The sequence below is a fragment of the Pseudomonas sp. PF05 genome (genome assembly GCF_056521845.1).
On the sequence record NZ_JBWLPW010000008.1, the window covers coordinates 121,782 to 148,455 of the forward strand.

A 26,674-nucleotide genomic window follows, 5' to 3' on the forward strand; every position below is an offset into this window, starting at 1 on the left:
TGGCCTTGCCATCTCCAGGACGCACCTGACACCGACCGTGAGAAGTCGTGTGTGCCGAACGCCGTTTCCGGCAGCCCGGAAACCGACGGTACTACATGAAAAGAATGCTGATTAACGCAACTCAACCCGAAGAGTTGCGTGTTGCACTGGTAGACGGCCAGCGCCTCTACGACCTGGATATCGAATCCGGTGCACGCGAGCAGAAGAAGGCCAACATCTATAAAGGCCGGATTACTCGCATCGAACCAAGCCTTGAGGCTGCCTTTGTCGATTTCGGCTCCGAGCGCCACGGCTTCCTGCCCCTCAAAGAAATCTCCCGCGAATACTTCAAGAAGGCCCCTGAAGGCCGCGTCAACATCAAGGACGTCCTGAGCGAAGGCCAGGAAGTCATCGTCCAGGTCGAAAAAGAAGAACGTGGCAACAAGGGCGCCGCCCTGACCACCTTCATCAGCCTGGCGGGCCGTTACCTGGTCCTGATGCCGAACAACCCGCGTGCCGGTGGCATCTCCCGCCGCATCGAAGGCGAAGAGCGCAACGAACTGCGTGAAGCCCTGAACGGCCTGGTTGCCCCGGCTGACATGGGCCTGATCGTGCGCACTGCCGGCCTTGGCCGCAGCAGCGAAGAAATGCAGTGGGACCTCGACTACCTGCTGCAACTGTGGACAGCCATCAAAGAAGCCTCGCTGGATCGCTCCGCGCCGTTCCTGATCTACCAGGAAAGCAACGTGATCATCCGCGCCATCCGCGATTACCTGCGCCAGGACATCGGCGAAGTGCTGATCGACAGCGTCGAAGCCCAGGACGAAGCCCTGACCTTCATTCGCCAGGTGATGCCGCAGTACGCCAGCAAGATCAAGCTCTATGAAGACAGCGTTCCGCTGTTCAACCGTTTCCAGATCGAAAGCCAGATCGAGACCGCCTTCCAGCGCGTCGTCGAACTGCCGTCCGGCGGTTCCATCGTCATCGACCCGACCGAAGCCTTGGTGTCCATCGACATCAACTCGGCCCGCGCCACCAAAGGCAGCGACATCGAAGAAACCGCCCTGCAAACCAACCTTGAAGCGGCCGAGGAAATTGCCCGTCAGTTGCGCCTGCGCGACATCGGCGGCCTGATCGTCATCGACTTCATCGACATGACCCCGGCCAAGAACCAGCGCGCCGTGGAAGAAAAGGTCCGTGAATGCCTGGAAGCCGACCGCGCCCGCGTACAGGTCGGTCGTATCTCGCGCTTTGGCCTGCTGGAAATGTCCCGTCAGCGCCTGCGTCCCTCCCTGGGCGAAAGCAGCGGCATCGTTTGCCCGCGTTGCAACGGCACCGGCATCATCCGTGACGTCGAGTCGCTGTCCCTGGCGATCCTGCGCCTGATCGAAGAAGAAGCCCTGAAAGACCGCACCGCCGAAGTTCGCGCCCAAGTGCCGATCCCGGTGGCCGCGTTCCTGCTCAACGAAAAACGCAACTCGATCACCAAGATCGAACTGCGCACCCGTGCCCGCATCGTCATCCTGCCGAACGATCACCTGGAGACGCCGCACTTCGAAGTGCAGCGCCTGCGCGACGACAGCCCGGAAGCCCACACCAACCAGTCCAGCTACGAAATCGCTGCTGCCGCTGCCGAAGTGGAAGAAGTCCAGCCGGCCGCTGCCACTCGCACCCTGGTTCGCCAGGAAGCCGCAGTCAAGACCGCTCCGGCCCGCGCCAATGCGCCGGTTCCGACCGAAGTGGCCGCTCCGGTTGCCGCCCCGGCCGCTGCACCAGAACCCAGCCTGTTCAAAGGCCTGGTGAAGTCGCTGGTCAGCCTGTTCGCCACCAAGGAAGAACCCGCGACCCCAGCCGTCGTCGCCAAACCTGCCGCGACCGAGCGTCCTGCCCGCAACGAAGAGCGTCGTAACGGTCGCCAACAGACCCGCAACCGCAACGGTCGTCGTGACGAAGAACGCAAGCCTCGCGAAGAGCGTGCTCCGCGTGAAGAGCGTGCGCCACGTGAGCCGCGTGAAGAGCGTCAGCCACGCGAAGCCCGTGAGGAAGCGCCAGCCGTAGCCCGCGAAGAGCGTACACCGCGTCCGCCGCGTGAAGAGCGCCAGCCGCGCGCACCGCGTGAAGATCGCAAGCCACGTGGCGAGCGTGAAGAACGTGTTCGCGAACTGCGCGAGCCACTGGATGCCGCCCCGGCTGCTGCCGCCACCGCTGAAGAGCGTCCGGCCCGCCAGCCTCGTGAAGAACGTGCACCGCGTCCTCCACGTGAAGAGCGCCAGCCTCGCGCCGAGCAGGCAGCCGCCGCTGCCAGCGAAGAAGAAGTGCTGAACACCGAAGAGCAACTGCAGGAAGATGGCCAGGATACCGCCGAAGGCGATCGTCCACGCCGCCGCTCCCGTGGCCAGCGTCGTCGCAGCAACCGTCGTGAGCGTCAGCGCGACGCCAACGGCAATGTGATCGAAGGTTCGGAAGAGTCCGAGTCCACCGAGAACGCCGAAGCACCAAGCGCTGCCGACCTGGCCGCCGGCCTGGCCGTGACTGCGGCCGTTGCCAGCAGCGCAATCAGCGCCCCGGCCGAAGCCCAGGCTCACGAACAAGCCGAACGCGCTAGCGCTGCGGTGGAAAGCGCGCCAGTTGCCGAAGCTCCGGTGGTCGAAGCCACTACCCCGGTAGAAGCCACTGCTTCGCCAGAAGTGGAAGTCGCCCCGGCCCGTGAAGCCCAGGCCGCTGAAACTGAAGTGGTCGCCGAGCCTGCACCGGTCGTCGAGCAGCCAGTGGTAGCCGCCGAGCCGGCCTTCGAAGCGCCAGCCGAGGAAAAGGCACCAGAGCCTGCCCGCGAGGAGCAGACTGCGTTCAACTGGACCGCCGAGCCATCTGCACCGGCACCTGTTGTCGAGCCAGAACCGACACCAGAGCCAGTGAAAGCGGTCGAGCCAGAAATGGTCGAGCCTGCTCCAGTAATCGAAGCCCCCGTGGTTGTCGAAGCACCTGCCCCGGTTGAAGCGCCTGCACCTGCCAGCGCCCTGACCGCGAATGGCCGCGCGCCGAACGATCCGCGTGAAGTGCGTCGTCGCAAGCGTGAAGCCGAGCGTCTGCAGAAGGAAGCCGAACAAGCTGCCGCTGCTGCCGCTCAAGCGCCTGCTGCCGAGCCTGCTCCAGTCGTGGAAGAAGTCGCCGAGACAGCCCCTGCCCCGGTCGCCGAGACCCCGGCTGAATCGGCTCCGGCATTCGACGAACCTCAGCACACCGCTGAAGAAGTCGCGCCGCGTCACACTGAAGCCCTGGAAAAAGAGCACGAGCCTAAACCTCACGCCTGATTCCACCGCCCAGTAAAAAGCCCCGCCTGGTCATGCCAGGCGGGGCTTTTTTTATGCCTTCGTACTTATCCACAGGGACTGGGGCCGAGCACAAGGCTTATATCCACCGAAAGATCCAATATGGGAGCCGAGCTTGCTCGCGATGGCGCCGGGTCAGCTTGCATCAATGCTGAATGTCAGACCGCTTTCGCGAGTAAAGCTCGCTCCCGCAGGGTTCTGCGTCGTCTGTTATTTGAAGGCCAGTGCCTCTGGTACATCGACATCCCATGTCACGCCCGGGTCATCCACCGGCACTTCGACCACTTGCGCCGCGGCAAACAATGCCTTGGCCCCCCGATCACCGGTCAATGCCATCAGTTTCGGCCCAAACCCACGACCGAATCCCACCGGATGCCCGTACTCACCTGCAAGGACTGGCACGCTGATGCCGTCCGCGCGGATCCCCGCCACCACCTGCTCAATGCTCGATGGCAGGATAAAGGGCATGTCGCCCAGCACCATCAACCAGCCATCACGATCCGGACAGGCCTGGACGCCGGCGGCAATACTGTCGCCCAAGCCGGGCGAGTCCAGCTCCACGAAATCGCAGCCATAGGCCTGGGCCATGCGAACGGCTTGCGGCCGGTCCTTGCTGGTCACCAGCACGCGTTTTTCCAGGGCGGCTGGCAGATTCACCAACACCTGTTCGATCACCGACCGCACGGCACCGTCACGCCCGGTGCAATCAGCCAGCAATTTATCCTTGTCCGGACCTGCAATACGGCGGAAACGGCTGCCCGATCCGGCCGCCAGGATGATCACACCAATCGACTCGCTCATACGCCCTCCTTGCCCATGGCTTACAGCGACTTCTTCTGTCGCAGTTCAACGCCATTCTTGATGGCCACGATTTCGGCCAGCAGCGACAAGGCGATTTCCGCCGGGGTGTGGCTGCCGATGTGCAAGCCGATCGGCCCATGCAAGCGTTCAATGGCCTCTGCTGACAAGCCTAGCTGAGCCAGGTTATCCCGACGCTTCTGGCTGTTGACCCGCGAGCCCAGGGCGCCGACATAAAATGCCTTGGAGTCCAGGGCCGTAAGCAGCGCCATGTCGTCCAGGCGTGGGTCATGGGTCAAGGCCACAATGGCCGTGCGCTCGTCGGTCTGGATGCGTAACACCGCTTCGTCGGGCATTCCCGAGACGAAGCGGCCGTGCTGCTCTTCCCAACCATAGACAAACTCCTTGCGCGGATCGCAAATCAGCACTTCGAAGTCCAGCAGCCGGGCCATTTCCGCCACGTAGCGCGACAGTTGTCCGGCACCGATCAGCAGCAGCCGCCAACGTGGACCGTATATGGCCCGCAGGACCTGCCCATCGAACACCAGGACGTCGGTCTTGCTGGCCGGGGTCAGAACCACGTTGCCGCTGGCCACCGTCAGCTCACGGGCGACAATCTCATGGGCCTCGCAGCGTTCCAGCAACTGCGCGACCCAGTGTGGATCGCCCACTCGCTCTTCGGTCAGGCGCAGGGTGCCGCCGCACGGCAGACCGAAGCGCGCCGCTTCTTCGCGGGTGACGCCATAGGTGATCAGTTGCACCGGCGGACCGTCCGCCGGAATGCGACCGTCGTGCAGCCGGGCGATCAGGTCATCTTCGACACAACCGCCCGACACCGAACCAATCACCACACCATCTTCGCGCAGGGCCAGCATCGCCCCCGGCGGCCTTGGCGCAGTACCCCAGGTCTGGACCACAGTAAACAGCACCACCCGCTGCCCGGCACGGCGCCACTCAAGCACGCTGCGCAGGACGTTCAGATCGACGCTGTCCATCAGGCCTTCGCCTGCTGCCAGCCTTGCAGTTGATAGCGCACAGGCAGGCTGCGAATCCGCTTGCCGGTGGCGGCGAAGATCGCGTTGCACAGCGCCGGCGCTATCGGCGGCACGCCCGGCTCGCCGACGCCGCCCAACGGCACCTCACCCGGCGGCGTGACCAGATGCACCGCCACTTCCTTGGGCGCCAGGGACATTCGCGCCACTTCGTACATATGGAAATTGTCCTGTTGCACCTTGCCGCCCTTGAAGCTGATTTCACCCACCATCGCATTGCCCAGGCCCATGACGCAGGCGCCCTCGAACTGGGAGCGGATGCGCTCGGGGTTGATCTGCGGACCGCAATCCACGGCGATATCCGCCTTGTGCACGATCACCGTGCCATCGTCCTTGACCTCCACCTCGATCACCGCGGCCACGTAAGTGACGAAGCTGTAATGCACCGCCAACCCCAAGCCACGGCCCTTGGGCAGATCCCGGCCCCAACCGGCGGCCTTCGCGGCGGTTTCCAGCACCGTGCGGATCCGCGCCGTATCGATCGGATAACGCTCGGGGGATTCGCCGTAGTTCCATTCTTCGCTCAAGGTGCGCGGATCGATCTTACGGTCTGGGCCGAGCAATTTGACCTGGTACTTCAGGGGATCCTGGCCGGCCTTGTGGGCCAATTCGTCGATGAAACTCTGGATCGCGAAACCATGGGGGATGTTCGACACCGAGCGATACCAGCCCACCCGGGCATGGGCCACCGCTTCGGGATTCTCCAGGCGCAGGTTGGGGATGGCGTAGGCCATGTTGGTCAGGCCCATGCCTATTTCGAACGGCGCCTCGTGGGTCATGCCCGGTGCAAACAATGCGGTGATGCTCGGAGCCACTGTGCGGTGCAGCCAGCCGGACGGCATACCGTCCTGGTTCAGGCCGGCCTTGAGGTATTCGACCGATACAGTGTGGAAATACGAGTGATGAATGTCGTCCTCGCGAGTCCATTGCACCCGTATCGGCTGGCCTGGAAACTCCTTGGCGAGCACGGCCGCTTCAACGACAAAGTCAGGTTTGGACTTGCGTCCGAAACCGCCGCCCAGCAACGTGATGTTCACCGTGACCTTCTCGAAAGGAATGCCCAGGCGTTCGGCGACACGCTCACGGGTCACCTGCGGTGCCTGGCTCGGTGCCCAGGCCTCGCATTGGCCGTCCTTGAACCTGGCGACGGCAACCATCGGTTCCATGGGTGACTGGGACAGGTGCGGCAAGTAATACGAGGCCTCCAACGTCGAATCCGCCTTGGCCAGTGCGTCGTCGAGGTCGCCGCTGCTGCGCACGACTTTTCCGGGCTTGAGGGCGGCCGCTTCCAGCTCCTTGCGATAGGCAATGGAGTCATAACCGGCGTTCGGACCGTCGTCCCACTGGATTTTCAGCGCCTCGCGGCCCTTGATCGCCGCCCAGGTATTCTTCGCCACCACCGCCACGCCGCCCAATGGCTGGAATTCCGAAGGCAGCGGGCGACTTTCGATCTGCACCACCTTGATCACGCCCGGTACTTTCAGCGCCGCGCTGCTGTCCACGCTCTTGACCTTGCCACCGTAGACCGGCGGGCGCGCGATGACGGCGTAGAGCATGCCGTCGAAATGCACATCGGCACCGAACACGGCACGGCCGTTGACGATGTCCGCACCATCGATGGCCCGGCTCGCTTCCTTGCCGATGTAGCGAAACTCCGATGGCTGCTTGAGGCGCAGGCTGTCACGCCCCGGTACCGGCAAGGCACTGGCAGCAGCGGCCAATTCGCCATAGCCCAGCTCACGCCCCGAAGGCTGGTGCAGCACTTTGTGCAGTTGCGCACGGCATTCACTCACCGGCACCTTCCACTGCGCAGCGGCAGCCAATTCCAGCATGGTCCGGGCGGCAGCACCGCAACGGCGCATCGGCTCGTACCAATGACGCATGCTGCGCGAGCCGTCGGTGTCCTGGTTGCCGAAACGCGCCTCATCGGCCGGTGCCTGTTGCACCTTCACACGCGCCCAGTCGGCCTCCAGCTCATCGGCCACGACCATGCTCAGGCTGGTGCGCACACCCTGGCCCATTTCCGAGCGGTTACAGATCACGGTCACGCTGCCATCAGCGGCAATGCTGACGTACACCTTCGGGTCGTCGACCGCGCCATGGGGCATGCCCTCGGCACCGAATTTCTTTTCCTCGGCAAAGGCCTCCGGCAGGCCCCACGTGGCCGCCAGCACCAGCACACCGGTGGCACTCGCGCCTTTGAGGAAGCCACGACGGCTGAGGTTGCTCAGGACAAAATCATCGGGCAAGCGGCTCATGCCTTGGCCTCCTTCAGGTGAGTGGAGGCCTGGCGGATCGCGGTCTTGATCCGGTTGTAGGTGCCGCAACGGCAGAGATTGCCAACCATGGCCTCTTCGATTTGCTCATCACTCGGGTTGGGGTTGGTCTTGAGTAATGCAGTAGCGGACATGATCTGCCCGCCCTGGCAGTAACCACACTGGGCAACGGCAGTGTCGAGCCAGGCCTTCTGGACGATTTGCCCGACCGGGTCAGTATGAAGCCCGTCGATGGTGCTGATGTCCTGCCCTTTCACCGAGCCGATGGGCGTGATGCAACTGCGCGCCGGGGCGCCGTCGATGTGGATGGTGCAGGCGCCACACAGGCCCATGCCGCAGCCGAATTTGGTGCCGTTGTAACCGGCCACATCCCGGATAGCCCACAGCAGCGGCATGTCCTCGGTCACGTCCAGTTGATGGTCTTTTCCATTGAGTTTCAGGGTAATCATGGGCACGCCGCATAGTGATCGAGTTATGGGGTCGAGCAATCTGCCGCTTAGGTAACGGTTCGGTTGTCGCAGACTGACTCAGGCTGATCAGGCTCTCTTATGCCGGCGCACGCAGGCGTCTGCATCGGGCCTTTAGGATGCGATGGTCGCATCGTTAGGAAACTAAATTAACCCAGGATCACGCAAAACGCCCTGCACAATCCTGCACAAATGCTCGTGTGCAGGGCGTGCAGGGCGTTTTTCAGGCGCTTGCGAAAAGTCGCTCAGTACCGATTGGGCTCCATTTCCAGTTCGACCTGGAAACGTTCGGCAATGTCTTTCTGGATGCGCAGGGCCAGGTCCAGAAGTTGCGGGCCCGTGGCGCTGCCGTAGTTGACCAGCACCAACGCCTGCAACTTGTGCACCCCGGCGTCACCCTCGCGAAAACCCTTCCAGCCAGCGCGCTCGATCAACCAACCGGCGGCGATTTTCATCTGCCCTCCAGGCTGTGGATAAGCCACAAGGTCAGGGAATTGCAGCTTGAGTTGCGCCACGTGCGTGGCCGGCACCAGCGGGTTCTTGAAGAAGCTGCCGGCATTGCCCAGCACGGCCGGGTCGGGGAGTTTTTCGCTGCGGATGCTGCAGATGGCCCGACTCACGTCCGTGGGCGTCGGCTGATCGATGCCCTGTTCGGTCAATCGCTGGCGGACCGGACCGTACTCCAGGTGCAAGTGTGCGGCGCGACTGAGGGCAAAACGCACCCGCAGTATCAACCAGCGCCCCACCTGCTGCTTGAACACGCTGTCGCGGTAGGCGAAACAGCACTCCTCCAGGGTGAACTCGCGCAGCTCACCGGTCTGGCGATCCAGCGCGGTGAGGCCGGCGAAGACATCCTTGATCTCCACACCGTAGGCGCCGATGTTTTGCATCGGTGCCGCGCCCACGGTGCCGGGGATCAGGCTGAGGTTCTCCAACCCGGACCAGCCTTGCGCCAGCGTATGCTGGACGAACGGGTGCCAGGGTTCCCCGGCTTCGGCCTCGACCACCACCCGTTCGCCGTCATCGCTGAGCAAACGAATGCCGTGGCTGGCCATGCGCAACACCAAGGCGTCGATGTCACCGGTCAGCAGCAGGTTGCTGCCACCGCCGATTACCAGCAGCGGCACGGCATGCTCGGCGCCATAGGCCAGCGCCTGGCGAACATCGCCATCGCTGTGGGCTTCAGCGAACAACCGGGCAGTGACGTCCACACCAAAGCTGTTGAAGGGCTTGAGGCTGACGCCCGCCCGAACCTGCAAGGTCATAACCGCCCCTTCAATTCGATCACCAGGCGATCGGTAGCGCGTTCGATCAGGTCCAGCACTTGCTCGAAGCCCTGTTCGCCGTCGTAGTACGGGTCCGGCACATCGTCGAGTTCGGCTTCGTAGCGACGCAGGAACAGGTCCAGTTCGGCCCTGCCATTGGCCGGTTGCAGGGCCTTGAGGTGGCGCAGGTTGCTGCTGTCCATCGCCAGGATCAGGTCGTAGGTGGCGAAGTCGGCACGGGTCACCTGTTGCGCGCGCTGGGCCGACAAGTCGTAGCCACGCTTCAGGGCCGCCGCCTGGCTGCGCTTGTCCGGCGCTTTGCCGACGTGCCAGTCACCGGTGCCGGCGGAAGCGACTTCCACCTGCCCGGTCAGCCCGGCGTCGCGCAACTTGTGGCGCAGGATGCCTTCGGCGGTGGGCGAGCGGCAGATGTTGCCGAGGCAGACGAACAGGACCCGCATCAGGCCTCCAGCAGGCGACGAACGCGCTCGAGGTCTTCGGCAGTGTCGACGCCGGTCGGCGGGGCGACCAGCGCATCGGCGACGTGGATTCGCACGCCGTGCCACAGGGCGCGCAACTGTTCCAGGGCTTCAGTGTTTTCCAGCCAGCACGGGCCCCAAGCGACGAAGTCCTGGAGAAAGCCTGCGCGGTAGGCATAAATACCGATGTGACGGCGGTATGGCACGCCTTCCGGCATCACGTCACGGCTTTGGGCGAATGCGTCCCGCGCCCAAGGCAACGTCGCGCGGCTGAAGGTCAACGCCAGGCCATTGAGGTCACTGACCACCTTGACCACGTTGGGGTTGAACAGCGTCTGCACATCCTTGATCGGCTCGGCCAGGGTGGCCATGCGCGCCTCGGTGTGGGCCGCAAGGTTGGCGGCGACCTGATCGATCACGCTCGGCGGGATCAACGGCTCGTCACCTTGCACATTGACGACGATCGCGTCGGCGGCAAGACCGAGTTTCGCCGCGACCTCCGCCAGGCGATCAGTGCCGGAATTATGGTCTTCACGCGTCAGGACGACTTCGGCGCCAAAGCCTTTGCAGGCCTCCACGATGCGCGCATCGTCAGTCGCCACCACCACACGCTGGGCGCTGCTTTTGCAGGCCTGCTCCCAGACATGCTGGATCATCGGCTTGCCGGCAATCGACAGCAACGGTTTGCCGGGCAGGCGCGTCGAGGCGAAGCGCGACGGAATGACAACGGTAAAGGCTGCGGTCATTTATCCAGGCGCTCGTCGGTGGTCAGGGTGCGGGCTTCGCTTTCGAGCATCACCGGGATGCCGTCGCGAATCGGGTAGGCCAGGCCGGCGCCCTTGCTGATCAGTTCGGTCTTGTCGGCGCTGAGCTTGAGCGGGCCTTTGCAGACCGGGCAGGCCAGAATATCGAGCAGTTTGGTGTCCATGGAATTCCCCTGGATAAAAGGTTTTAAGGCAAAAGCCGATCCGGCAACAGGCGCATCAACTGCGTATCGAACCAGGCCGCGAAGGCCGGTGACGGCGCGGCGTCTACCGCCAGGTACCACCAGTCGGGGCCGGCGAAGGCACGGCATTTGACTGCGTCCTTTTCCGTCATGACCACCGGCAGCGATGGCGTGAAACTCAGGGCCTGGGCGCTGTATTCGGCGTGGTCGGCAAACCCATGCGGTATTGGCCGCCAGTGTAGCGTTTCGAGGGTCTTGAAGAAACGCTGGGGATTGCCGATGCCGGCCACGGCATGCAGGGCCTGGCCGGGTGGAAAATGCTCAAGGGAGCGCCGTTCGCCGCTGGCCAGGTTCACCAGTACGGTGGGACGCAACTCGAAGGCGAAACCGTCTTCGCGGTCGGCGCTGGCGCCGTTGTACAGCACCGCGTCGACCGATTGCAGGCGCTCGACCGGCTCGCGCAACGGCCCGGCAGGCAGGCAACGCCGGTTGCCCAGGCCACGGGCGTTGTCGATCAACACCAACTCGAGGTCCCGGGCCATTCGATAATGCTGCATGCCGTCGTCGGACAGGATCAGGTCCAGCGGTTCGGCCTCCAGCAACGCCTGGATCGCGCGACTGCGATCAGGGTCGATCATCAACGGCACACCTGTGCGCTGGACGATCAACAGCGGCTCATCACCCGCGACATCGGCGCCCTGCTCGGCCGCGACGCGCCACGGCAGCTGCGGCGGCTTGGCGCCGTACCCCCGGCTGACCACACCGACCCGCAGGCCACTGCGCTGGCAGTGCTGGATCATCCACAAAATCAACGGCGTCTTGCCGGTGCCGCCGACCGTGATATTGCCCACCACCACCAACGGCACGGGGGGCTGATAGATCGACCCTTCACCCGCCAGGAAACGCTCGCGCTTACCCACCACCACCCGTCGGTACAACCACTCCAGCGGCCGTAGCAGGGTCAGGGCCGGGTGACCTTCGTACCACGCGGCAAGCAATCGATCGGACATGGCCATCAGGGTGCGGGAGCCGCCTCGACCGTGGTCATGCGCAGATGGCTGAAACCGAGCTTGCCGGCCGCGTCCATGGCGGTGATCACCGATTGATGAGGGGTCTTGCCGTCAGCGCTGATGGACAGCGGCAGGGTGGTGTCGCCGCCAGACTCCTTCTGCAGGGCCTCAATCAGGCTCGCCAGGTCGCTCTTGGGCAGCAATTGGTTATTCACCGAGAACGCCCCTTCGGCGCTGATGGTGATTTCCAGGTTCTTCAGTTGCTGGTCTTCGGCCGGCGAGCCGCTGACGGCCTGCGGCAATTCAACCTTGAGCTGGGTTTCCCGGGTGAATGTGGTGGTCACGACGAAAAACAGCAGCAGGATGAACACCACGTCGATCAGGGACGCGAGGTTGATCTCGATGTTTTCCCGTGGCTTGCGGCGGAATTTCACTTCTTGCCCCCAGCCAGGTCCACGTCACGGTCCCCCTGCACCACCTCGACCAGCTTGATGGCTTCCTGCTCCATGCCGACCACCAACTCGTCGACGCGGCGTTGCAGGAACCGGTGGAAGAACACGGCCGGAATACCCACCATCAGGCCGGCGGCGGTGGTGATCAAGGCTTTGGAAATGCCCCCCGCCAGTACTGCGGCGTTAGTGGTCATGCCGGAGCCGGTGAACGCGCTGAAGATGTCGATCATGCCCAGCACCGTACCCAGCAGGCCCAACAGGGGGGACATGGCAGCGATGGTCCCCAGGGTGCTGATATAGCGCTCCAGTTCATGGATGACCCGGGCAGCGGCTTCCTCGATGCACTCCTTCATGATCTCGCGACCATGCTTGGAGTTCGCCAGGCCGGCGGCGAGGACCTCCCCCAGCGGCGAGCTGGCACGCAGCTCCTTGAGCTTGTCCTTGTTCAGTTGCTTGTCCTTGATCCAGACCCAGACCTGCCCGAGCAGATGCTCCGGGGTCACGCGGCTGGCCCGCAGGGTCCACAGGCGTTCGGCAACGATACCCAGTGCCACGATGGAACTCAGAATGATCGGCAACATCATCCAGCCGCCGGATTTGACCAATTCCCACACAGTGACTGCCCCCTCGAAAAAGTGCGCCACTTTATCACACAGACTCGCGTTGCAGACCCGCCCCACCGATAAGCGCATCAGCCGATTGCGCTGGATCAATATTGCCCCGGTGGCCCGACTGCGGGCGAATCACGCCAATAACGTCGGTGCCTGGCCTCGGCGCGCGGCACCTCGAAAGCCCCCAATTGCAGACGAATGGCGCCCTGCTCGGCGCTGTCGTAGATCGCCAGGCCCGAGCGTCGATACCGGGCGATCACCTGGGGATGAGGGTGGCCGAACGCGTTGCCCTGCCCTCGGGAGATCAATACCGAATGCGGCTTGAGACGTGACAGCAACGCCATCGACGACGAACTGCGGCTGCCGTGATGCGGCGCGGCCAGCCACTGGATCGGCACCGCCAGGGCCTCGTCGAGCAAAGCGCGCTCGGCAGGGGTGTCGATATCGCCGGTCAGCAGCAGGCGCTCGCCGCCGGCCTCGACCAGCAAGACGCAGGACTTCTGGTTGCTCTCGACAGCAGAGGCCCACCGCCACAGCTCGAACCCGACCCCGTCCCATTCCCAGCGCCTGCCACTGTCACAAGGCCCGGCCAGCAGCTCGGCGGGCAGCGCGTCAGGATCGCCGCTGATCACTTCCATCGTTGGCAACCCATTGCGCACGGCACGGGCACCGCCAGCATGATCGGCGTCGGCATGGCTGAGCAACATCAGGTCCAAGCCGCGCACACCCAATTTGCGCAAGGTCGGCAGCACGACGCGCTCGCCCACGTCAGCCTCGCCAAAGCGCGGCCCGGCGTCGTAAAGCAGGGTGTGCCGCCGAGTCCGCACCAACACCGCCAACCCTTGGCCCACGTCCAGTTGCCAGATCTCGGCTTGCCCTTGCGGCAGGTGTTCTTGCGGTGGAAAAACCATCAGCAACACCATCGGCCACCCCAGTACACGCAGCGGCACACCTTTGGGCAACAGCAGCAAAAAAGCACCGAAGGCGGCGATACCCAAGGCCCAGGGCGGGACTGCAGTCGGGACCCAGGCCGGCATTCGTCCGGCAACCAGCGTCAGCCCCTTGAACAGCAGATCGAGCAGCCCTCCGGCGATCCACAGCAGACTTTCGCCCATGAGCGGCACCGGCAACAACGCCGTGCCAAGCAGCGCTGGCGGCAATACCAACAGGCTGATCCAAGGCACCGCGAGCAGGTTCACCAATGGCCCGCTGAGGCTGACCGGCAAGCCCACGATCAACAACAACGGACACAGGCCGAGCGCAACCAGCCACTGGGCACGGGTCCAGGTCTGCCACCAGCGCCAGGGCCCCAGGCGAGCGCCAAAGGTGAACATCAATATGGCGACGGCCGCAAACGACAACCAGAACCCCGGCCGCAAGCTGGCAAGCGGGTCGAACACCAGCACCCCGACGAAGGCCAGCAGCCATGCCCACCACGGATCTGGCTGTTTGAAACGCCAGCGCCACAGCAACACCAGGCCGATCATCGCGCAGGCCCGTCGCACCGGCACCTCGAAGCCGGCGAGCAAGCCGTAGCCCAGAGCGGCGCAGAAGGCCAACGCACAAGCCCAAGGCAACCAGGCCAGCCCCACCGGCCACAGGCCATAACGCGCCGCACCGGCCACCAACAGGTACACCAGGCCGGCGAGCAGGCCAATGTGTTGCCCGGAGATCACCAGCAAGTGGACGGTGCCGGTGTCTTGCAGCACCTGCCAATCCTCGCGACTCAGCCCGCCCCCGTCGCCCAGGACCAGAGCCGCCAGCGCACCGGAGCGACCGTGGGCATCGACCTGTGCCAGCGCCTGGCGCACCTCATCGCGCCAGGCCCCCCGGGCCGCTTGCAGGAGACGGCCATCCTTGATCGTACCGGTCGCGCCGACGCCGCGGCTCAGCAACCAGGCGGCATAGTCGAAGCCGTGCGGGTTCAACAGCCCGGAGGGCCGCTTGAGCTTCACCGCCAATCGCCATCGTTCGCCGCTGCTGACCGGCGGACCACCGAACCAGGCAAGGCGCATCGTCGCCGGTAGTCGGGTACGACGTGAGTGGGCATCGGCCAGTTCGAAGCGCACCACGCCTTCGCCCTGTTGCGGCAAACCGACCACCCGCCCCTCGACCCAGCGGGTTTCGCCGTCGAGCGCGATGGGTAACCGTTCGTCCAGCGCACACTGCGCCGACAGGCAGGCCCAGGCCAGCCCGAACAGGAAAAAACCCAGTGGATAGGTTCGAAACGGCAACGCCATCAGTGCCAGCACCGGCATGGCAGCAATCAGCCACAACGGCGGCAGTACCGGCAAAAAAATCGGGGCCAACAGCCCCAGTGCAAGCGCGACTAACCCTGTGCGCATAACCCGTCCTTGAGAGTACCCTCTTGAGGCATAGACGGTCCGCGGCACCGCGGGCGTTATCAATTGTCACAAAGTCTGAATCTGTCGACCGTAGAATCCGGACATACTTGCGGCCTTAATGCGTTGAACCGACCGAGAAGCCTTATGCCCCGGCGCCTTTTCAAACGTTACATGCCAGACCCAGAGAGCATTCGGGAACATAAATCCTTACGTTTTCTCGGCACCCTGCTGCACGATCCCAACCTTTGGCACCTCAATCGGCACTCTGTAGCCCGGGCGATGGCTGTCGGCCTGTTTGCCGCATTCTTGCCGATCCCGTTGCAAATGTTGCTGGCCGCCGCACTGGCCATCACGGTGCGCGGCAACATGCCGATTGCGGTGAGCCTGGTGTGGCTGACCAATCCGATCACCATGCCGGCGGTATTCTTCTGCACTTACCAGGCTGGCGCCTGGCTGATGGACGTGCCCGCCCGGACGCTGCCCGAAGAACTGACCTGGGAATGGATCAGCGGCCAGTTGTCCACCTTGTGGCAGCCGTTCCTGCTCGGTTCGGTGGTGACCGGCCTGGTACTCGGTTCCCTCGCCTACTTCGTCACCATGAGTTACTGGCGCTGGTGGGTCGCCCGACAGTGGAAGCGGCGCAAGAAAAGCCGGATGTGAAATGCAAAAAGGCCTCCTGGGAATGGAGGCCTTTTTAGTGACGCTTCGACTGGCGCTATCGCGAGCAATCTCGCTCCCACAGGGGGGTTAGGTACGCATCCCGCGCCCGCTGACCAGCAACCGCGCGCAACCGAGGTAAAGCACCACGGTCGCCACCAGCATGAAGGTAATGGCGATGCTGATCTTGATGTCCGACACCCCGAGAATGCCGTAGCGAAAGGCGTTGACCATGTGCAACACCGGGTTGGCCAAGGACACGGTCTGCCAGAACGGCGGCAGCAGGGAAATCGAGTAGAACACCCCGCCCAGGTAGGTCAGCGGCGTCAGCACGAACGTCGGGATGATGGAGATGTCATCGAAGTTGCGCGCAAACACGGCATTGATGAAACCCAGCAGTGAAAAGATCGTGGCCGTGAGTACCACCACCAATACCGTTACCCCCAGATGATGCACCTGCAAATGGGTGAAGAACAACGACAACAGGGTCACGATCAGGCCCACCGCCAGGCCTCGCAGCACACCGCCCAGGGTGTAGCCGATGAGGATCGTATGGGGCGACACCGGCGAGACCATCAGTTCTTCGATCGAACGCTGGAACTTGCTGCCGAAGAAACTGGACACCACGTTGCCGTAGGAGTTGGTGATCACCGACATCATGATCAGCCCCGGCACGATGTAGTCCATGTAGGTGAAACCACCCATGTCGCCAATTTGCCGGCCGATCAGGTTACCGAAGATCACGAAGTACAAGACCATGGTGATGGCGGGCGGCAGCAACGTCTGCGGCCAGATCCGCATGAAACGCCGGACTTCACGGTAAACGATGGTATTGAGGGCGATGAGGTTGGGGCGCAGTTCGGAACTCATGCTCATACCGCCACCTTCGCCAGATTTTTCTCCACCAGGGACACGAACAACTCCTCGAGGCGATTGGTTTTGTTGCGCAGGCTCTGCACTTCAATGTTTTGCAGCGCCAGTTGGGCGAACAAGCCGGTAATGCCCACGGCTTTGTCCACCTGGACTTCCAGGGTGTGGCTGTCTACCAGGCGGGCTGGATAACCCATGAGCTGGGGTACCGCCTTCAGGTCGTTTTTCAGGTCCAGCAGGAAGGTTTCCACATGCAGTTGGCTGAGCAACTGGCGCATGCTGGTGTTCTCGACGATGGTGCCGTGGTCGATGATGCCGATGTTGCGGCACAACTGCTCAGCCTCTTCCAGGTAATGGGTAGTGAGGATGATGGTGATGCCTTTCTGGTTCAGCTCGGTGAGGAAGCTCCACATCGAACGACGCAGTTCGATGTCCACGCCAGCGGTCGGTTCGTCGAGGATCAGCAGGCGCGGCTCATGCACCAGCGCGCGGGCAATCATCAGGCGACGCTTCATGCCGCCGGACAATGAACGGGACGGCACGTCGCGCTTGTCCCACAGGCCCAGTTGGGTCAGGTACTGCTCGGCGCGCTCGTTGGCGATCTTCGGCGGGATGCCGTAGTAACCGGCCTGGGTCACGACGATGTCGAAGGTCTTTTCGAACTGGTTGAAGTTGAACTCCTGGGGCACCACGCCGATGCAGCGCTTGAGGGCGGCGGGCTCGCGGTCCAGGTCATGACCAAAGACATTCACCGTGCCGCTGGTCTTGTTCACCAGCGTGGAAAGAATGCCGATGGTGGTGGATTTACCGGCACCGTTCGGGCCGAGCAAGGCGAAGAAATCACCTTCGGCGACGTCCAGATCGATACCACTCAAGGCCTGGAAACCGTTGCCGTAGGTTTTGGTTAGCTGCCGGATGGACAGAGCGGAACTCATATCGGATTACGCACCAAGAAGGGAGGGAGGAAAGAATAGATAAGGGCGGGCGGCGAGCAATGCAACCACGGCGCACGAAGGCAATGGTGCTTGGCGTCGCCGCACAAGTACAGTCAAGTGTGTCGATAGTAAGTATTAAGTCAACGCGGTCATGACAGCCTTGCGGTAGGCCGCACGCTGCTGCAACCGCGCGTACCAGGCCTGCACGCCAGGTAGCTCCGCGCGCTGGATGGGCATCTCGAACCAGGCATAAATGAAACTGCCCAGGGGAATGTCACCCATGCCGATTTCATCACCCGACAGATAGGGCTGCTCACTCAAGGTCTGCTCGACCATCGCCAGCAAGTCGTCGCACTCTTTGATCGCCGCGTTGATAGCCGCCCAGTCCTGTTGCTCGGCCGGGGTGCGCAAGACTCCCCAGAACACGGTGCGAAACGGTGCGGCAAAACTGGAGGTGGTCCAGTCCATCCATTTTTCAGCCTGGGCCCGTGCCTGTACGTCAGCGGGATACCAAGCCGAACCCGACGCATGGCGAGCAGCCAGGTAACGCACGATGGTGTTGGATTCCCAGAGAACAAAGCCGTCGTCTTCGATCATCGGCACCCGACCATTGGGGTTTTTCCCACGGTACTCGGGCGTGTCCACCACTCCGAATGCCCCGCCCGCATCAATGGCCTCGTAGGCCAGCCCCAGCTCTTCTGCGCACCACAACGCCTTGCGCACATTCGATGAATTTTTCCGGCCCCATATCTTCAGCATCTCGGCGTCCTCGATGGATAAATGCCGCCGCAGCATACGCCGGATCAGGCACGACTCAAATCACCCTTCAAGTCGCCGAGCAAGAGCGGCACCTGCTCGCCGAACAGGTGCGGGTAGCATTTCTCCAGGTGTTCGAAGAAGAACACTTCGGGCACATCGGCGAACGGGCCGTGGTCGGTGACGTACTCCATCAGCTTCGCCCCTTGCCGATTGAACGGGTGGAAAACGCTGTCGTGGCGACCGTCGAATTCCAGCGGGGCCACGTCGAACAACTCGCACAGCCCCTGGTTGAATGCCGGCGTGGCCTTGACCCAGCGGTCGTTCAGGTACAGCTCGGTATAACCGTGCATGGCGAACACGTCGCTCCTGAGCAACTCCAGCAAGCGCGGCGTGGACAAGTGATTGCGGACATCCGCCAGGCCGATGCGCGCCGGGATGCCGCAATGCCGGGCGCAGCCGGCCAGCAAGGTAGCCTTGGGCACGCAATAGCTTTGGCCTGCAGCCAGCGCGTAACTGCCGCGCAGGGTCGCCGGGTCGCGACTGAAGGTGTAGGGGTTGTAGCGCACCGCTTCGCGCACCGCGTAATACAGGCTGACCGCTTGCGCCAGCGGGTCGCGGTCGGTACCGCGGTGGGTTTCGGTGAAGTCGATGACCGCGGGATGATCGCTGTCGATGAAGGGGCCGGGGTTCAGGTATTGCTGCATAAAGGAAAGACCTCTCGGGATACATCACCACCCGTATGAGCTGTGTAGGAGCTGTGTAGGAGCTGTCGAGTGAAACGAGGCTGCGATCTTTCCCCAGACAATTGCATCCTGAGCGAAAGACCGACAGATCGAAATCAAGATCAAAAGATCGCAGCCTCGTTGCACTCGACAGCTCCTACGGGAGGGCTTGCCTTGAGTTTATCCACAGCCCCAGCCCAGCGATAACGGCATTCCGGCCAAACAATGGCGTTTTCTCACCTTGTTAACGAACGATTTCCCGCGCTTGTTGCCAACCAGACTGGCGCAATGCATCCAAGGTTTCCCACGAAATCAATCACATCACGCCGAGCGCCGTTTCTGCAGATGCCGTCTAAGCTCTGAGGGTCGGTTTTGCCTTGGTTCACGGAGGATTACATATGCTGTTGTTGTGGATACTGGTTCTGGTCGTCGGTAAAGCCTGGCTGGCGCATCGGCGCACCGCTCCGTTGACCGCGCTGGGCATCATCGCGGCCTACCTGCTGGCCATGAGCCTGTTCAGCCCGGCTCCCGGCTGGCTGATGCTGATCTTCTGGGTAGCGCTCGCCGCCGTCGCGGCCCCGCTGCTGCTACCGGACCTGCGCCGCAAGTATTTCAGCGCGCCGATGTTCGACTGGTTCCAGAAAACCCTGCCACCCATGTCCGAGACCGAGCGCGACGCCATCGATGCCGGCACGGTGTGGTGGGACGGCGAACTGTTCAGCGGCCGCCCGGACTGGGATTTGCTGCTGGCCTACCCCAAGGTGCAACTGACCGAGGAGGAGCAGGCGTTCCTCGACGGCCCCACCGAAGCCCTCTGCGCGATGGTCAGCGACTGGCAGATCGGCCAGGCCATGGACCTGCCGCCCGAAGCCTGGGCTCATATCAAGGAGCACGGGTTCTTCGCGCTGATCATTCCCAAGGAATACGGCGGCAAAGGCTTTTCTGCCTATGCCCATTCCCAGGTGGCGATGAAACTGGCCACGCGCAGCGGCGACCTGGCCTCCACCGTGATGGTTCCCAACTCCCTCGGCCCGGCCGAGCTGTTGCTGCACTACGGCACCGACGAACAACGCAACCATTACCTGCCGCGACTGGCCCGCGGCGACGACATTCCCTGCTTCGCCCTGACCGGGCCGCTGGCCGGCTCCGACGCCGGGGCGATGCCCGATACCGGCATCATCTGCAAGGGTGAATGGGAAGGCCAGGAAACCCTGGGCCTGCGCCTGAACTGGGAAAAGCGCTACATCACCCTGGGACCGGTGGCCACCCTCCTGGGCCTGGCCTTCAAGGCCTATGACCCCGATCACCTGCTGGGCGATGAAGAAGACCTGGGCATCAGCCTCGCCTTGATTCCCACCGACACCCCTGGCGTGCAGATCGGCCGCCGTCACCTGCCCCTTGGCGCGGCGTTCATGAACGGGCCGAACTGGGGCAAGGACGTGTTCATCCCGCTGGACTTTCTCATCGGCGGCCAGGCCATGCTCGGCAAGGGCTGGATGATGCTGATGAACTGCCTGTCGGTCGGGCGCTCGATTTCCCTGCCGGCGGTGGGCACCGGTGCTGCTAAGTTCACCAGCCTGGTGACGGGCCAGTACGCCCAGGTGCGCGAGCAATTCAACGTACCGTTGTCGGCGTTCGAAGGTATCCAGGAAGCCATGGCGCGCATCGGTGGCAACGCCTGGATGATGGACGCGGCACGCATGCTGACCGCCAACGCCGTGGACCTGGGAGAGAAACCCTCGGTGCTGTCGGCGATCCTCAAGTACCACCTGACCGAACGCGGTCGCGAGTGCATCAGCCACGCCATGGACGTGCATGGCGGCAAGGGCATCATCATGGGCCCGAACAACTACCTGGGCCGTAGCTGGCAAGGTGCGCCGATCTTCATCACGGTCGAAGGCGCGAACATCCTGTCGCGCAACCTGATGATCTTTGGCCAGGGCGCCATTCGCTGTCACCCGTTCGTGCTCAAGGAAATGGCCCTGGCAAGCCGTGAAGACAAAGACCAGGCACTGGTCGAGTTCGACGCCTTGTTGCTCAAGCACATTGGTTTTGCCATAAGTAACGCCGCCAGTACCCTGGTGCTCAACCTCGGCCTGGGGCATTTCGAGAAGGCGCCCGGCAATGCCTTGAGCCAAGGTTATTTCCGCGCGCTCAACCGGCAGGCCGCGGCATTCGCCCTGCTGGCGGACTTGAGCATGATGCTGCTCGGGGGCGAACTCAAACGCCGGGAACGCTTGTCGGCCCGCTTGGGAGACGTATTGAGCAATCTGTACCTGGCGTCCGCGGCGCTCAAGCGCTATCACGACCTGGACTCGCCGGACCACATGACACCGCTGTTCACCTGGGCCATGGAGGAAAGCCTGGGCCAGTCGGAGCGCGCGCTGGATGAACTGCTGAGCAACTTTCCGAACCGGGTGCTGGGTTGCCTGTTGCGCCTGGTGGTGTTCCCCTTCGGTCGTCGTCACAAGGGCCCGAGCGACAAGCTCGACGCCGAGGTGGCGGCGGTCATCGGCCGGCCCAAGGGTGACCCGACCCTCGAAGAGTTGCTGCAGGGCTGCTATCGCCCGCAATCGACCGACGATCCAGTGGGCGCCCTGCAACACGCCGCCGACCTGCTGGCCGCCGCCCATCCGCTGCACAAGAAGCTGCACGTCGCGCTCAAGCAGGGTCAACTCAACCCAGCGCCGGGCGAACCCCTCATCGACGCCGCCCTGGAAGCGGGCGTGCTGCAAACCGCTGAAGCGCAGACGTTGCGCGCGGCCGAGGCGGCGCGGCGCAAGGTCATCGATGTGGATGACTTCGATAAGGACGAGTTGACGCTGGCGCAAGGCAAGGTCCGTTGATACTGACGGCCAGCTACGCTCGTCACCTATAGCTCTACCTATAAAAGCGGGCGCAAGGGCTTTATACTCCTGCGCCCGTTTTGCTCTTGAGGACTTATCTCGTGTCCAATGTCGTTGCCGATCACCTTGTCTTGCTTGACCACTTGCGCAGCATCCTGGTCGCCGTGGGTGAGGCCGAACAGGTGCCCGAAGAAAGCCACGCCCTGTTTCTGGAGCGCTTCGACGAGTTGCGCGCGCAACTGCCCGTCGACCCGATCGAAAGCCAGTACCTGGGCCAGGACCTGCTGTGCCAAGTGATCGTCCGTTATCCACAGATCGCCCACCTGGTGCCTCGCGACCTGCTCTGGTACTTCGCCGGCGACTGCCTGCACTACATGCCCGACGAAGAGATCGCCCTGTACCAGGCCCTGGAGGAACGTCGTTTCGAAGCCGAGCAAAACGACGAGCCTTTCGACTGGAACCAGGAAAAGCAACTGCTGGCGATGTCGGACCAGGACAGCAAGCACTGATTGCGATCCGTCATGCAAAAGCCCGCGCGGTTAACCCGGCGGGCTTTTTTTATAGTGTTGAGCAGACGGCCGCCATCGCGAGCAAGCTCGCTCCCACACGGGGTTGTGGTTGATCATACAATTCATGTGCACGGCAGATCCTGTGGGAGCGAGCTTGCTCGCGATGAGGCCGGTCATAACAACCCATCACTCTGCGGCAACTCATAACCCGTTGCGACCTTGCCGGGGCCACTCCCGCCGCTCGCCGTGCTCAAGGTCGGCTCCTTCTCCAGGCACGCCACCAGATAATCAATGAACACTCGCAGCTTGGGCGGCAGGTAGCGGGTTGGCGAATGCAGCAACCACAAGCCACCGTGATAGGAAGCCAGGAACGTCCAGTCGGCCAATACCTGCACGATCAAGCCTTGCTCCAAGGCATGGCGGGCGGTGAAGTACGGCAGGCTGCCAATGCCGATGTGCTGCAAGACGGCCCCCAACCGCACGCCCGTGTGATTGGCCGCGTAGCGTCCATGCACGCCTACAGTGACGGATTTGGTGCCTTTCTTGAATTTCCAGCGCGAGTCGTTCGCCGTTGCCCCCAGGTAAATGCAACTGTGTTCCAACAGGTCATGAGGATGCGTGGGCGTACCGTGTTCAGCCAGGTATTGCGGCGTGGCGCAAAGCAGATGATCGATGGTCAGCAACTGACGCCCCACCAGCCCGACCGGAGGTTGGTCGGTAATCCGGATGGCCAGGTCGACGTGATCATCGATCAGGTCAACCTGCCGATCCTCCAGGAACAGTTCCACATCGACCTTCGGATAACGCCGCAAGAATTCGGGCATGTGCGGATGAATCACGAAACGCCCCACCGCCTTGGGCACGCTGACGCGGATGCGGCCTTCAGCCTCCTGGGAGAACTGCCCGCTGATCTCCATCACCGACCGAGCGGCGGCGACCATTTCCTGACAGCGCTTGAACACCTCTTCCCCGCCATCGCTCAGACGCAACTTGCGGGTGGTGCGTTGCAACAAGCGGGTCGCCAGGGCTTTCTCCAGGCGAGAAATACTTCGGCTGATGGCCGACGGTGATGTACCTGACTGGCGGGCCGCCTCGGAGAAGCTGCCGGTCTCCACGACCTTGACGAAGATGGCCATTTCGGCCAGCAACGGCAACGGTAGATTTGTGCTCATGGCGCAACAGTCCTTTGAAATTTGAACGGATTATCACCCTTTTACGCCCTGCCTATAATTCCGTCACAATTTCTGACGTGGATATGGCACATGACGCTTCGCCTCTTTTTCCATAGCGATGACCTCAAGGCCAACGTGGAAGTCCTGGATTGCAGCCCCCGGGAACATGAGTTTGCCGTGGTGCTGCACGCCACGCTGTTCCATCCCCAGGGTGGCGGTCAGCCCTGCGACACCGGCTGGATCGGTGAAAGCCAGGTCCTGCGCGTGGTCCAGGAAGGGCCACAGATCGTCCATTACGTCGACGGCCCGGTGCCCTTGGGCATGGCTGCGATCAGCGTGGATGCGCAGCGCCGACAGTTGAATTCGCGCCTGCACACGGCTGGGCACCTGATCGGTCATTTCGCCCAGGCCCGTGGCTGGAAACCGATCAAGGCCCATCACTGGCCTGGCGAAAGCCGCGTGCAATTCCAGCCAGGGGATAATCCTCAGGAACTGGACACCTCGATCATTCAGCAAGGCATCGACGAATGGATTGCCGGCGACCTGCCGCGCCTGATCACGTTACGCGAAGGCCTGCGCGAAGTCGGTTTCGGCGAGCTGGCCGCCTATGGTTGCGGCGGCACTCACGTGCAGCGCCTGCAGGAGTTGGGAACAGTCACCATCGCCTCGCTTTCGCAAAAGAAAGGAACACTGTCAGTGCGCTATCACGTGGCCTGATCCGCCAGACCCTGCGACCAGGAATGGCTCGCAGGCCTCGCCTCCCCCTGCCAGATCCACTCCTGCGAACAGCCCTTCCCAACACAAAAAGACAGATTATTGACGCCTCTTTGAGCGAGCTCTTTCCTTCCGTCACTTTTAAGTCATTTTTTTTATTCAATGCGTGGCGCTTTGCCATGCTTGAACTACCGTCAAACAGAAGCGATGACAGGGTCGGCACAACGCTCCTGAAGCGACCTGATCGACACCGTCGTTGCCTTCGAACATCCCGGAGCCCCCGGGTACCGAAACGTTGTTTGCAAGCAGCCTGTCCTTCAGTCAGGCCGGTGAAATGCGCCCGTTTGCTGGTAGCGACGAGGCCTGGAACCGGAATAAATGAACGGTCAGGCGAGATGGAAAGGGGCAGCCCGGGCCTCTCAAGTGATCCGAGGCAAATAGTTAAGCCTAGGGATGGTCTCTTTATCGAGGATCACTTTATGACCCAGCGCACTGCTCCCGTTCTAAAACATTTCATTCATGGCCTGTTCTGGATGGGTCTTGGCTTGGAGGCGGCTCAGGCCGCCGCGGCAAACTGTTCGCAATTGGACAATTTGCCAGCGACCTTCGAGGTCGGCCAAGGGCATCAGAGCGAACTGCGCATCCTCGCCCCCGTGACGAAGTTGGCAGTCGGCGACCCGAAAATTGCCGATGTGCAGCCCAGTGGCAGCGATGCCTTCATCCTCACAGGCCTGGCGCCCGGCGCCACCAGCCTGATGGTCTGGACCGACTGTTCGAAGATACCGCGCCAGAGCATGGTCTTTGTCAAAGGCCGGGCCACCGAGGCGCTGACCAGCGCAGCGAGCATCCCTTCCGAAGACCCGATGCTGCTCGCCCAGGTGCAGACCGACATTCGTTTCGTTGAAGTCAGCCGGACCAAACTCAAGGAAGCCTCGACGTCGATTTTTGGCAGCCGTGGCAACTTCCTGTTCGGCTCGCCGAGGACCTTGCCCACCGTCGGCGGTATTGTCCGGCCTTCATTGCCGGCCAATAACGACATGTTCAACCTGTCCTTTGCCACCGGTAAAACGCTGTTGATGATCAACGCACTGGAAGGCAGTGGTTTCGCCTATACCCTGGCGCGGCCGAGCCTGGTGGCCCTCAGCGGGCAGAGCGCGAGCTTCCTGGCCGGTGGCGAAGTGCCGATCCCCGTGCCCAGTGCCGGCAGCGACAACGTGTCCATCGAGTACAAGGAGTTCGGCATCCGCCTGACCCTGACGCCCACCGTCATCGGCAAAAATCGCATCATGCTGAAGGTGGCACCGGAAGTCAGCGAGCTGGATTTCACCAATGCCGTGAACATCGCCGGGACGCTGGTTCCGGCGCTGACGGTACGCCGTACCGATACCAGTATCGCCCTGGCTGACGGCGAAAGCTTCGTCATCAGCGGCCTGATCAGCACGCGCAACAGCTCCCAGGTGAACAAGTTTCCGGGGCTGGGCGATGTGCCGATTCTCGGCGCGTTCTTTCGCGACAACTCCATCAACCGCGAAGAGCGCGAGCTGCTGATGATCGTCACCCCCCACCTGGTCCAACCGTTGGCCGCCGACGCGCAACTGCCGACGTTACCGGGCGAGCAACTGCGTAATTACGACCCGAATTTCTACCGCATGTACTTCCTCGAACATGGCGAGTTCGACAACCGCAGCGGGCTTTCCCAATGAGCCGGCGCCTGATGGGCAAGGCATCCGATATCCAACGGGTTGCCAAGGGGCATTCAATGAAAGCAGTGATCGCAATAGCGGCGAGCTTGATGCTTGTCGGCTGTGCCAGCAACAGCGTAGTGGCTTCACGCTCGACCCAGTGCGCCAAGCCCGAATCCGACCAGGAACTGGCCCTGAACATGGCCGAAGACATGGCCAATGAAGGTCGTTTGTACGCCAGCCTGGCGAACCTCGAACGCTTGCCCGAGGACTTGGTCCAGGTCCGCCTGCGCAAGGCTCGGGTGCTGCGCCTGATGGGACGCAACGAGGCCGAACCGTTGTACAAAAGCCTGCTCGGGACATGCCTGGCCGCAGACGGTGAACATGGCCTTGGCCAGTTGGCGGCCGCCAAAAATGACAATACCGCCGCTACGCAATACCTCGAACGCGCAGCGAAGATGGCCCCGACCGAAGGCAAGATCCGCAACGACCTGGGGGTTGTCTACCTCAACCAACGACGCATTTCAGAAGCCCGCTTCGAGTTCATGACCGCCATGGAGCTCCAGCAGTCAGACACGCTGGCAGCGCTCAACATGGTGACCCTGCTGATCTACCAGGACAACTGGAAGCAGGCCGCCGAGCTCGCGAACATGGCCAAGCTGAGCCCCCAGCAAGTGGCAGATGCCCAGGCCCGTGCGGAAAAAATCAGGGGTTCGGCCACTAACGCGGTGACGTCACCCGCCAACCGCCTGACCGAGGTTGTCGATGCCTCAACCGGCGCGGTCAAGTAGAACGTTAC

The 26,674-nt window shown here is 62.6% G+C and carries 24 protein-coding genes; 7 read left to right on the forward strand and 17 right to left on the reverse strand.

What is annotated here, in order from left to right; all coding sequences use genetic code 11:
* The first annotated feature begins 95 nt into the window (after nt 1-95).
* A complete protein-coding gene (gene rne, locus AC09SL_RS15230) occupies nt 96-3,290 on the forward strand; it encodes a ribonuclease E (RefSeq protein ID WP_058544668.1) in 3,195 nt (1,064 codons plus the stop codon).
* Between the two features lie 228 nt (nt 3,291-3,518).
* Here rne and AC09SL_RS15235 read toward each other — a convergent pair whose 3' ends face one another.
* The 12 genes from AC09SL_RS15235 to AC09SL_RS15290 all read right to left on the reverse strand — a co-directional run bounded on the left by AC09SL_RS15235 (nt 3,519) and on the right by AC09SL_RS15290 (nt 15,009).
* Nucleotides 3,519-4,109, reverse strand: coding sequence for a nucleotidyltransferase family protein (locus tag AC09SL_RS15235; protein WP_058544669.1), 591 nt, complete (start codon nt 4,107-4,109; stop codon nt 3,519-3,521).
* Nucleotides 4,110-4,129: 20 nt separating this feature from the next.
* A complete protein-coding gene (locus AC09SL_RS15240; RefSeq protein WP_058544670.1) occupies nt 4,130-5,101 on the reverse strand; it encodes an XdhC family protein in 972 nt (323 codons plus the stop codon).
* Nucleotides 5,101-7,416 carry a xanthine dehydrogenase family protein molybdopterin-binding subunit gene (locus AC09SL_RS15245; protein ID WP_058544671.1) on the reverse strand — a complete coding sequence of 772 codons (2,316 nt, stop codon included), beginning with the start codon at nt 7,414-7,416 and terminating at the stop codon, nt 5,101-5,103. Before AC09SL_RS15245 ends, AC09SL_RS15240 begins: the two co-directional genes overlap by 1 nt.
* Nucleotides 7,413-7,883 carry a (2Fe-2S)-binding protein gene (locus AC09SL_RS15250; protein ID WP_058544672.1) on the reverse strand — a complete coding sequence of 157 codons (471 nt, stop codon included), beginning with the start codon at nt 7,881-7,883 and terminating at the stop codon, nt 7,413-7,415. The genes AC09SL_RS15245 and AC09SL_RS15250 overlap by 4 nt, the downstream gene beginning before the upstream one ends.
* 263 nt (nt 7,884-8,146) lie before the next feature.
* Nucleotides 8,147-9,166 (reverse strand): UDP-N-acetylmuramate dehydrogenase, encoded by a 1,020-nt coding sequence (murB, locus tag AC09SL_RS15255; protein ID WP_058544673.1) that lies wholly within the window; start codon nt 9,164-9,166, stop codon nt 8,147-8,149.
* On the reverse strand, nt 9,163-9,627 hold the full coding sequence (locus AC09SL_RS15260; RefSeq protein WP_058544674.1) for a low molecular weight protein-tyrosine-phosphatase: 465 nt from the start codon (nt 9,625-9,627) through the stop codon (nt 9,163-9,165). Before AC09SL_RS15260 ends, murB begins: the two co-directional genes overlap by 4 nt.
* Complete coding sequence (gene kdsB, locus AC09SL_RS15265) at nt 9,627-10,391, reverse strand: 3-deoxy-manno-octulosonate cytidylyltransferase (protein WP_058544675.1); 765 nt, start codon at nt 10,389-10,391, stop codon at nt 9,627-9,629. The genes AC09SL_RS15260 and kdsB overlap by 1 nt, the downstream gene beginning before the upstream one ends.
* Nucleotides 10,388-10,573, reverse strand: coding sequence for a Trm112 family protein (locus AC09SL_RS15270; protein WP_003179363.1), 186 nt, complete (start codon nt 10,571-10,573; stop codon nt 10,388-10,390). The genes kdsB and AC09SL_RS15270 overlap by 4 nt, the downstream gene beginning before the upstream one ends.
* Nucleotides 10,574-10,596: 23 nt before the next feature.
* Complete coding sequence (gene lpxK, locus AC09SL_RS15275; RefSeq protein ID WP_058544676.1) at nt 10,597-11,607, reverse strand: tetraacyldisaccharide 4'-kinase; 1,011 nt, start codon at nt 11,605-11,607, stop codon at nt 10,597-10,599.
* A complete protein-coding gene (locus AC09SL_RS15280) occupies nt 11,607-12,035 on the reverse strand; it encodes an ExbD/TolR family protein (RefSeq protein WP_058544677.1) in 429 nt (142 codons plus the stop codon). Before AC09SL_RS15280 ends, lpxK begins: the two co-directional genes overlap by 1 nt.
* Complete coding sequence (locus AC09SL_RS15285) at nt 12,032-12,667, reverse strand: MotA/TolQ/ExbB proton channel family protein (RefSeq protein WP_058544678.1); 636 nt, start codon at nt 12,665-12,667, stop codon at nt 12,032-12,034. The genes AC09SL_RS15280 and AC09SL_RS15285 overlap by 4 nt, the downstream gene beginning before the upstream one ends.
* 95 nt (nt 12,668-12,762) lie before the next feature.
* Nucleotides 12,763-15,009 (reverse strand): DNA internalization-related competence protein ComEC/Rec2, encoded by a 2,247-nt coding sequence (locus tag AC09SL_RS15290; protein ID WP_064106986.1) that lies wholly within the window; start codon nt 15,007-15,009, stop codon nt 12,763-12,765.
* A gap of 144 nt (nt 15,010-15,153) precedes the next feature.
* Here AC09SL_RS15290 and AC09SL_RS15295 point away from each other — a divergent pair, with 144 nt between their 5' ends.
* Nucleotides 15,154-15,669: a DUF2062 domain-containing protein gene (locus AC09SL_RS15295; RefSeq protein ID WP_058542363.1), complete on the forward strand. Its 516-nt coding sequence runs from the start codon at nt 15,154-15,156 to the stop codon at nt 15,667-15,669.
* An 87-nt stretch (nt 15,670-15,756) separates the two neighbouring features.
* On the opposite strand, the gene AC09SL_RS15300 is transcribed toward AC09SL_RS15295, so the two are convergent.
* The 4 genes from AC09SL_RS15300 to AC09SL_RS15315 all read right to left on the reverse strand — a co-directional run bounded on the left by AC09SL_RS15300 (nt 15,757) and on the right by AC09SL_RS15315 (nt 18,934).
* Entirely contained in the window at nt 15,757-16,536 is a 780-nt protein-coding gene (locus AC09SL_RS15300) for an ABC transporter permease (protein ID WP_058542366.1), read from the reverse strand.
* 2 nt (nt 16,537-16,538) lie between these two features.
* Nucleotides 16,539-17,471, reverse strand: coding sequence for an ABC transporter ATP-binding protein (locus AC09SL_RS15305; protein ID WP_058542362.1), 933 nt, complete (start codon nt 17,469-17,471; stop codon nt 16,539-16,541).
* 135 nt (nt 17,472-17,606) lie between these two features.
* Nucleotides 17,607-18,230, reverse strand: coding sequence for a glutathione S-transferase family protein (locus AC09SL_RS15310; protein ID WP_058542365.1), 624 nt, complete (start codon nt 18,228-18,230; stop codon nt 17,607-17,609).
* Between the two features lie 44 nt (nt 18,231-18,274).
* Nucleotides 18,275-18,934 carry a transglutaminase-like domain-containing protein gene (locus AC09SL_RS15315; RefSeq protein ID WP_058542361.1) on the reverse strand — a complete coding sequence of 220 codons (660 nt, stop codon included), beginning with the start codon at nt 18,932-18,934 and terminating at the stop codon, nt 18,275-18,277.
* A gap of 416 nt (nt 18,935-19,350) precedes the next feature.
* Between AC09SL_RS15315 and AC09SL_RS15320 the strand changes: the two genes are divergently transcribed.
* Both AC09SL_RS15320 and AC09SL_RS15325 read left to right on the forward strand, forming a co-directional pair.
* The gene (locus AC09SL_RS15320) at nt 19,351-21,798 is read left to right on the forward strand and encodes an acyl-CoA dehydrogenase (protein WP_064106985.1); all 2,448 of its coding nucleotides are present in this window, start codon (nt 19,351-19,353) and stop codon (nt 21,796-21,798) included.
* A 101-nt stretch (nt 21,799-21,899) separates the two neighbouring features.
* Nucleotides 21,900-22,307 carry a PA2817 family protein gene (locus tag AC09SL_RS15325; protein ID WP_003204309.1) on the forward strand — a complete coding sequence of 136 codons (408 nt, stop codon included), beginning with the start codon at nt 21,900-21,902 and terminating at the stop codon, nt 22,305-22,307.
* Nucleotides 22,308-22,480: 173 nt separating this feature from the next.
* Here AC09SL_RS15325 and AC09SL_RS15330 read toward each other — a convergent pair whose 3' ends face one another.
* Nucleotides 22,481-23,479, reverse strand: a complete 999-nt coding sequence (locus AC09SL_RS15330) for a LysR family transcriptional regulator (protein ID WP_058542593.1) — start codon at nt 23,477-23,479, stop codon at nt 22,481-22,483.
* Nucleotides 23,480-23,569: 90 nt separating this feature from the next.
* Here AC09SL_RS15330 and AC09SL_RS15335 point away from each other — a divergent pair, with 90 nt between their 5' ends.
* The 3 genes from AC09SL_RS15335 (at nt 23,570) to AC09SL_RS15345 (ending at nt 26,666) form a co-directional block, all read left to right on the forward strand.
* Nucleotides 23,570-24,196, forward strand: coding sequence for an alanyl-tRNA editing protein (locus AC09SL_RS15335; RefSeq protein WP_058542592.1), 627 nt, complete (start codon nt 23,570-23,572; stop codon nt 24,194-24,196).
* 476 nt (nt 24,197-24,672) lie between these two features.
* Nucleotides 24,673-25,896: a type II and III secretion system protein family protein gene (locus AC09SL_RS15340; RefSeq protein WP_064106984.1), complete on the forward strand. Its 1,224-nt coding sequence runs from the start codon at nt 24,673-24,675 to the stop codon at nt 25,894-25,896.
* Between the two features lie 56 nt (nt 25,897-25,952).
* Nucleotides 25,953-26,666, forward strand: coding sequence for a tetratricopeptide repeat protein (locus tag AC09SL_RS15345; RefSeq protein WP_058546602.1), 714 nt, complete (start codon nt 25,953-25,955; stop codon nt 26,664-26,666).
* Nucleotides 26,667-26,674 lie beyond the last annotated feature (8 nt).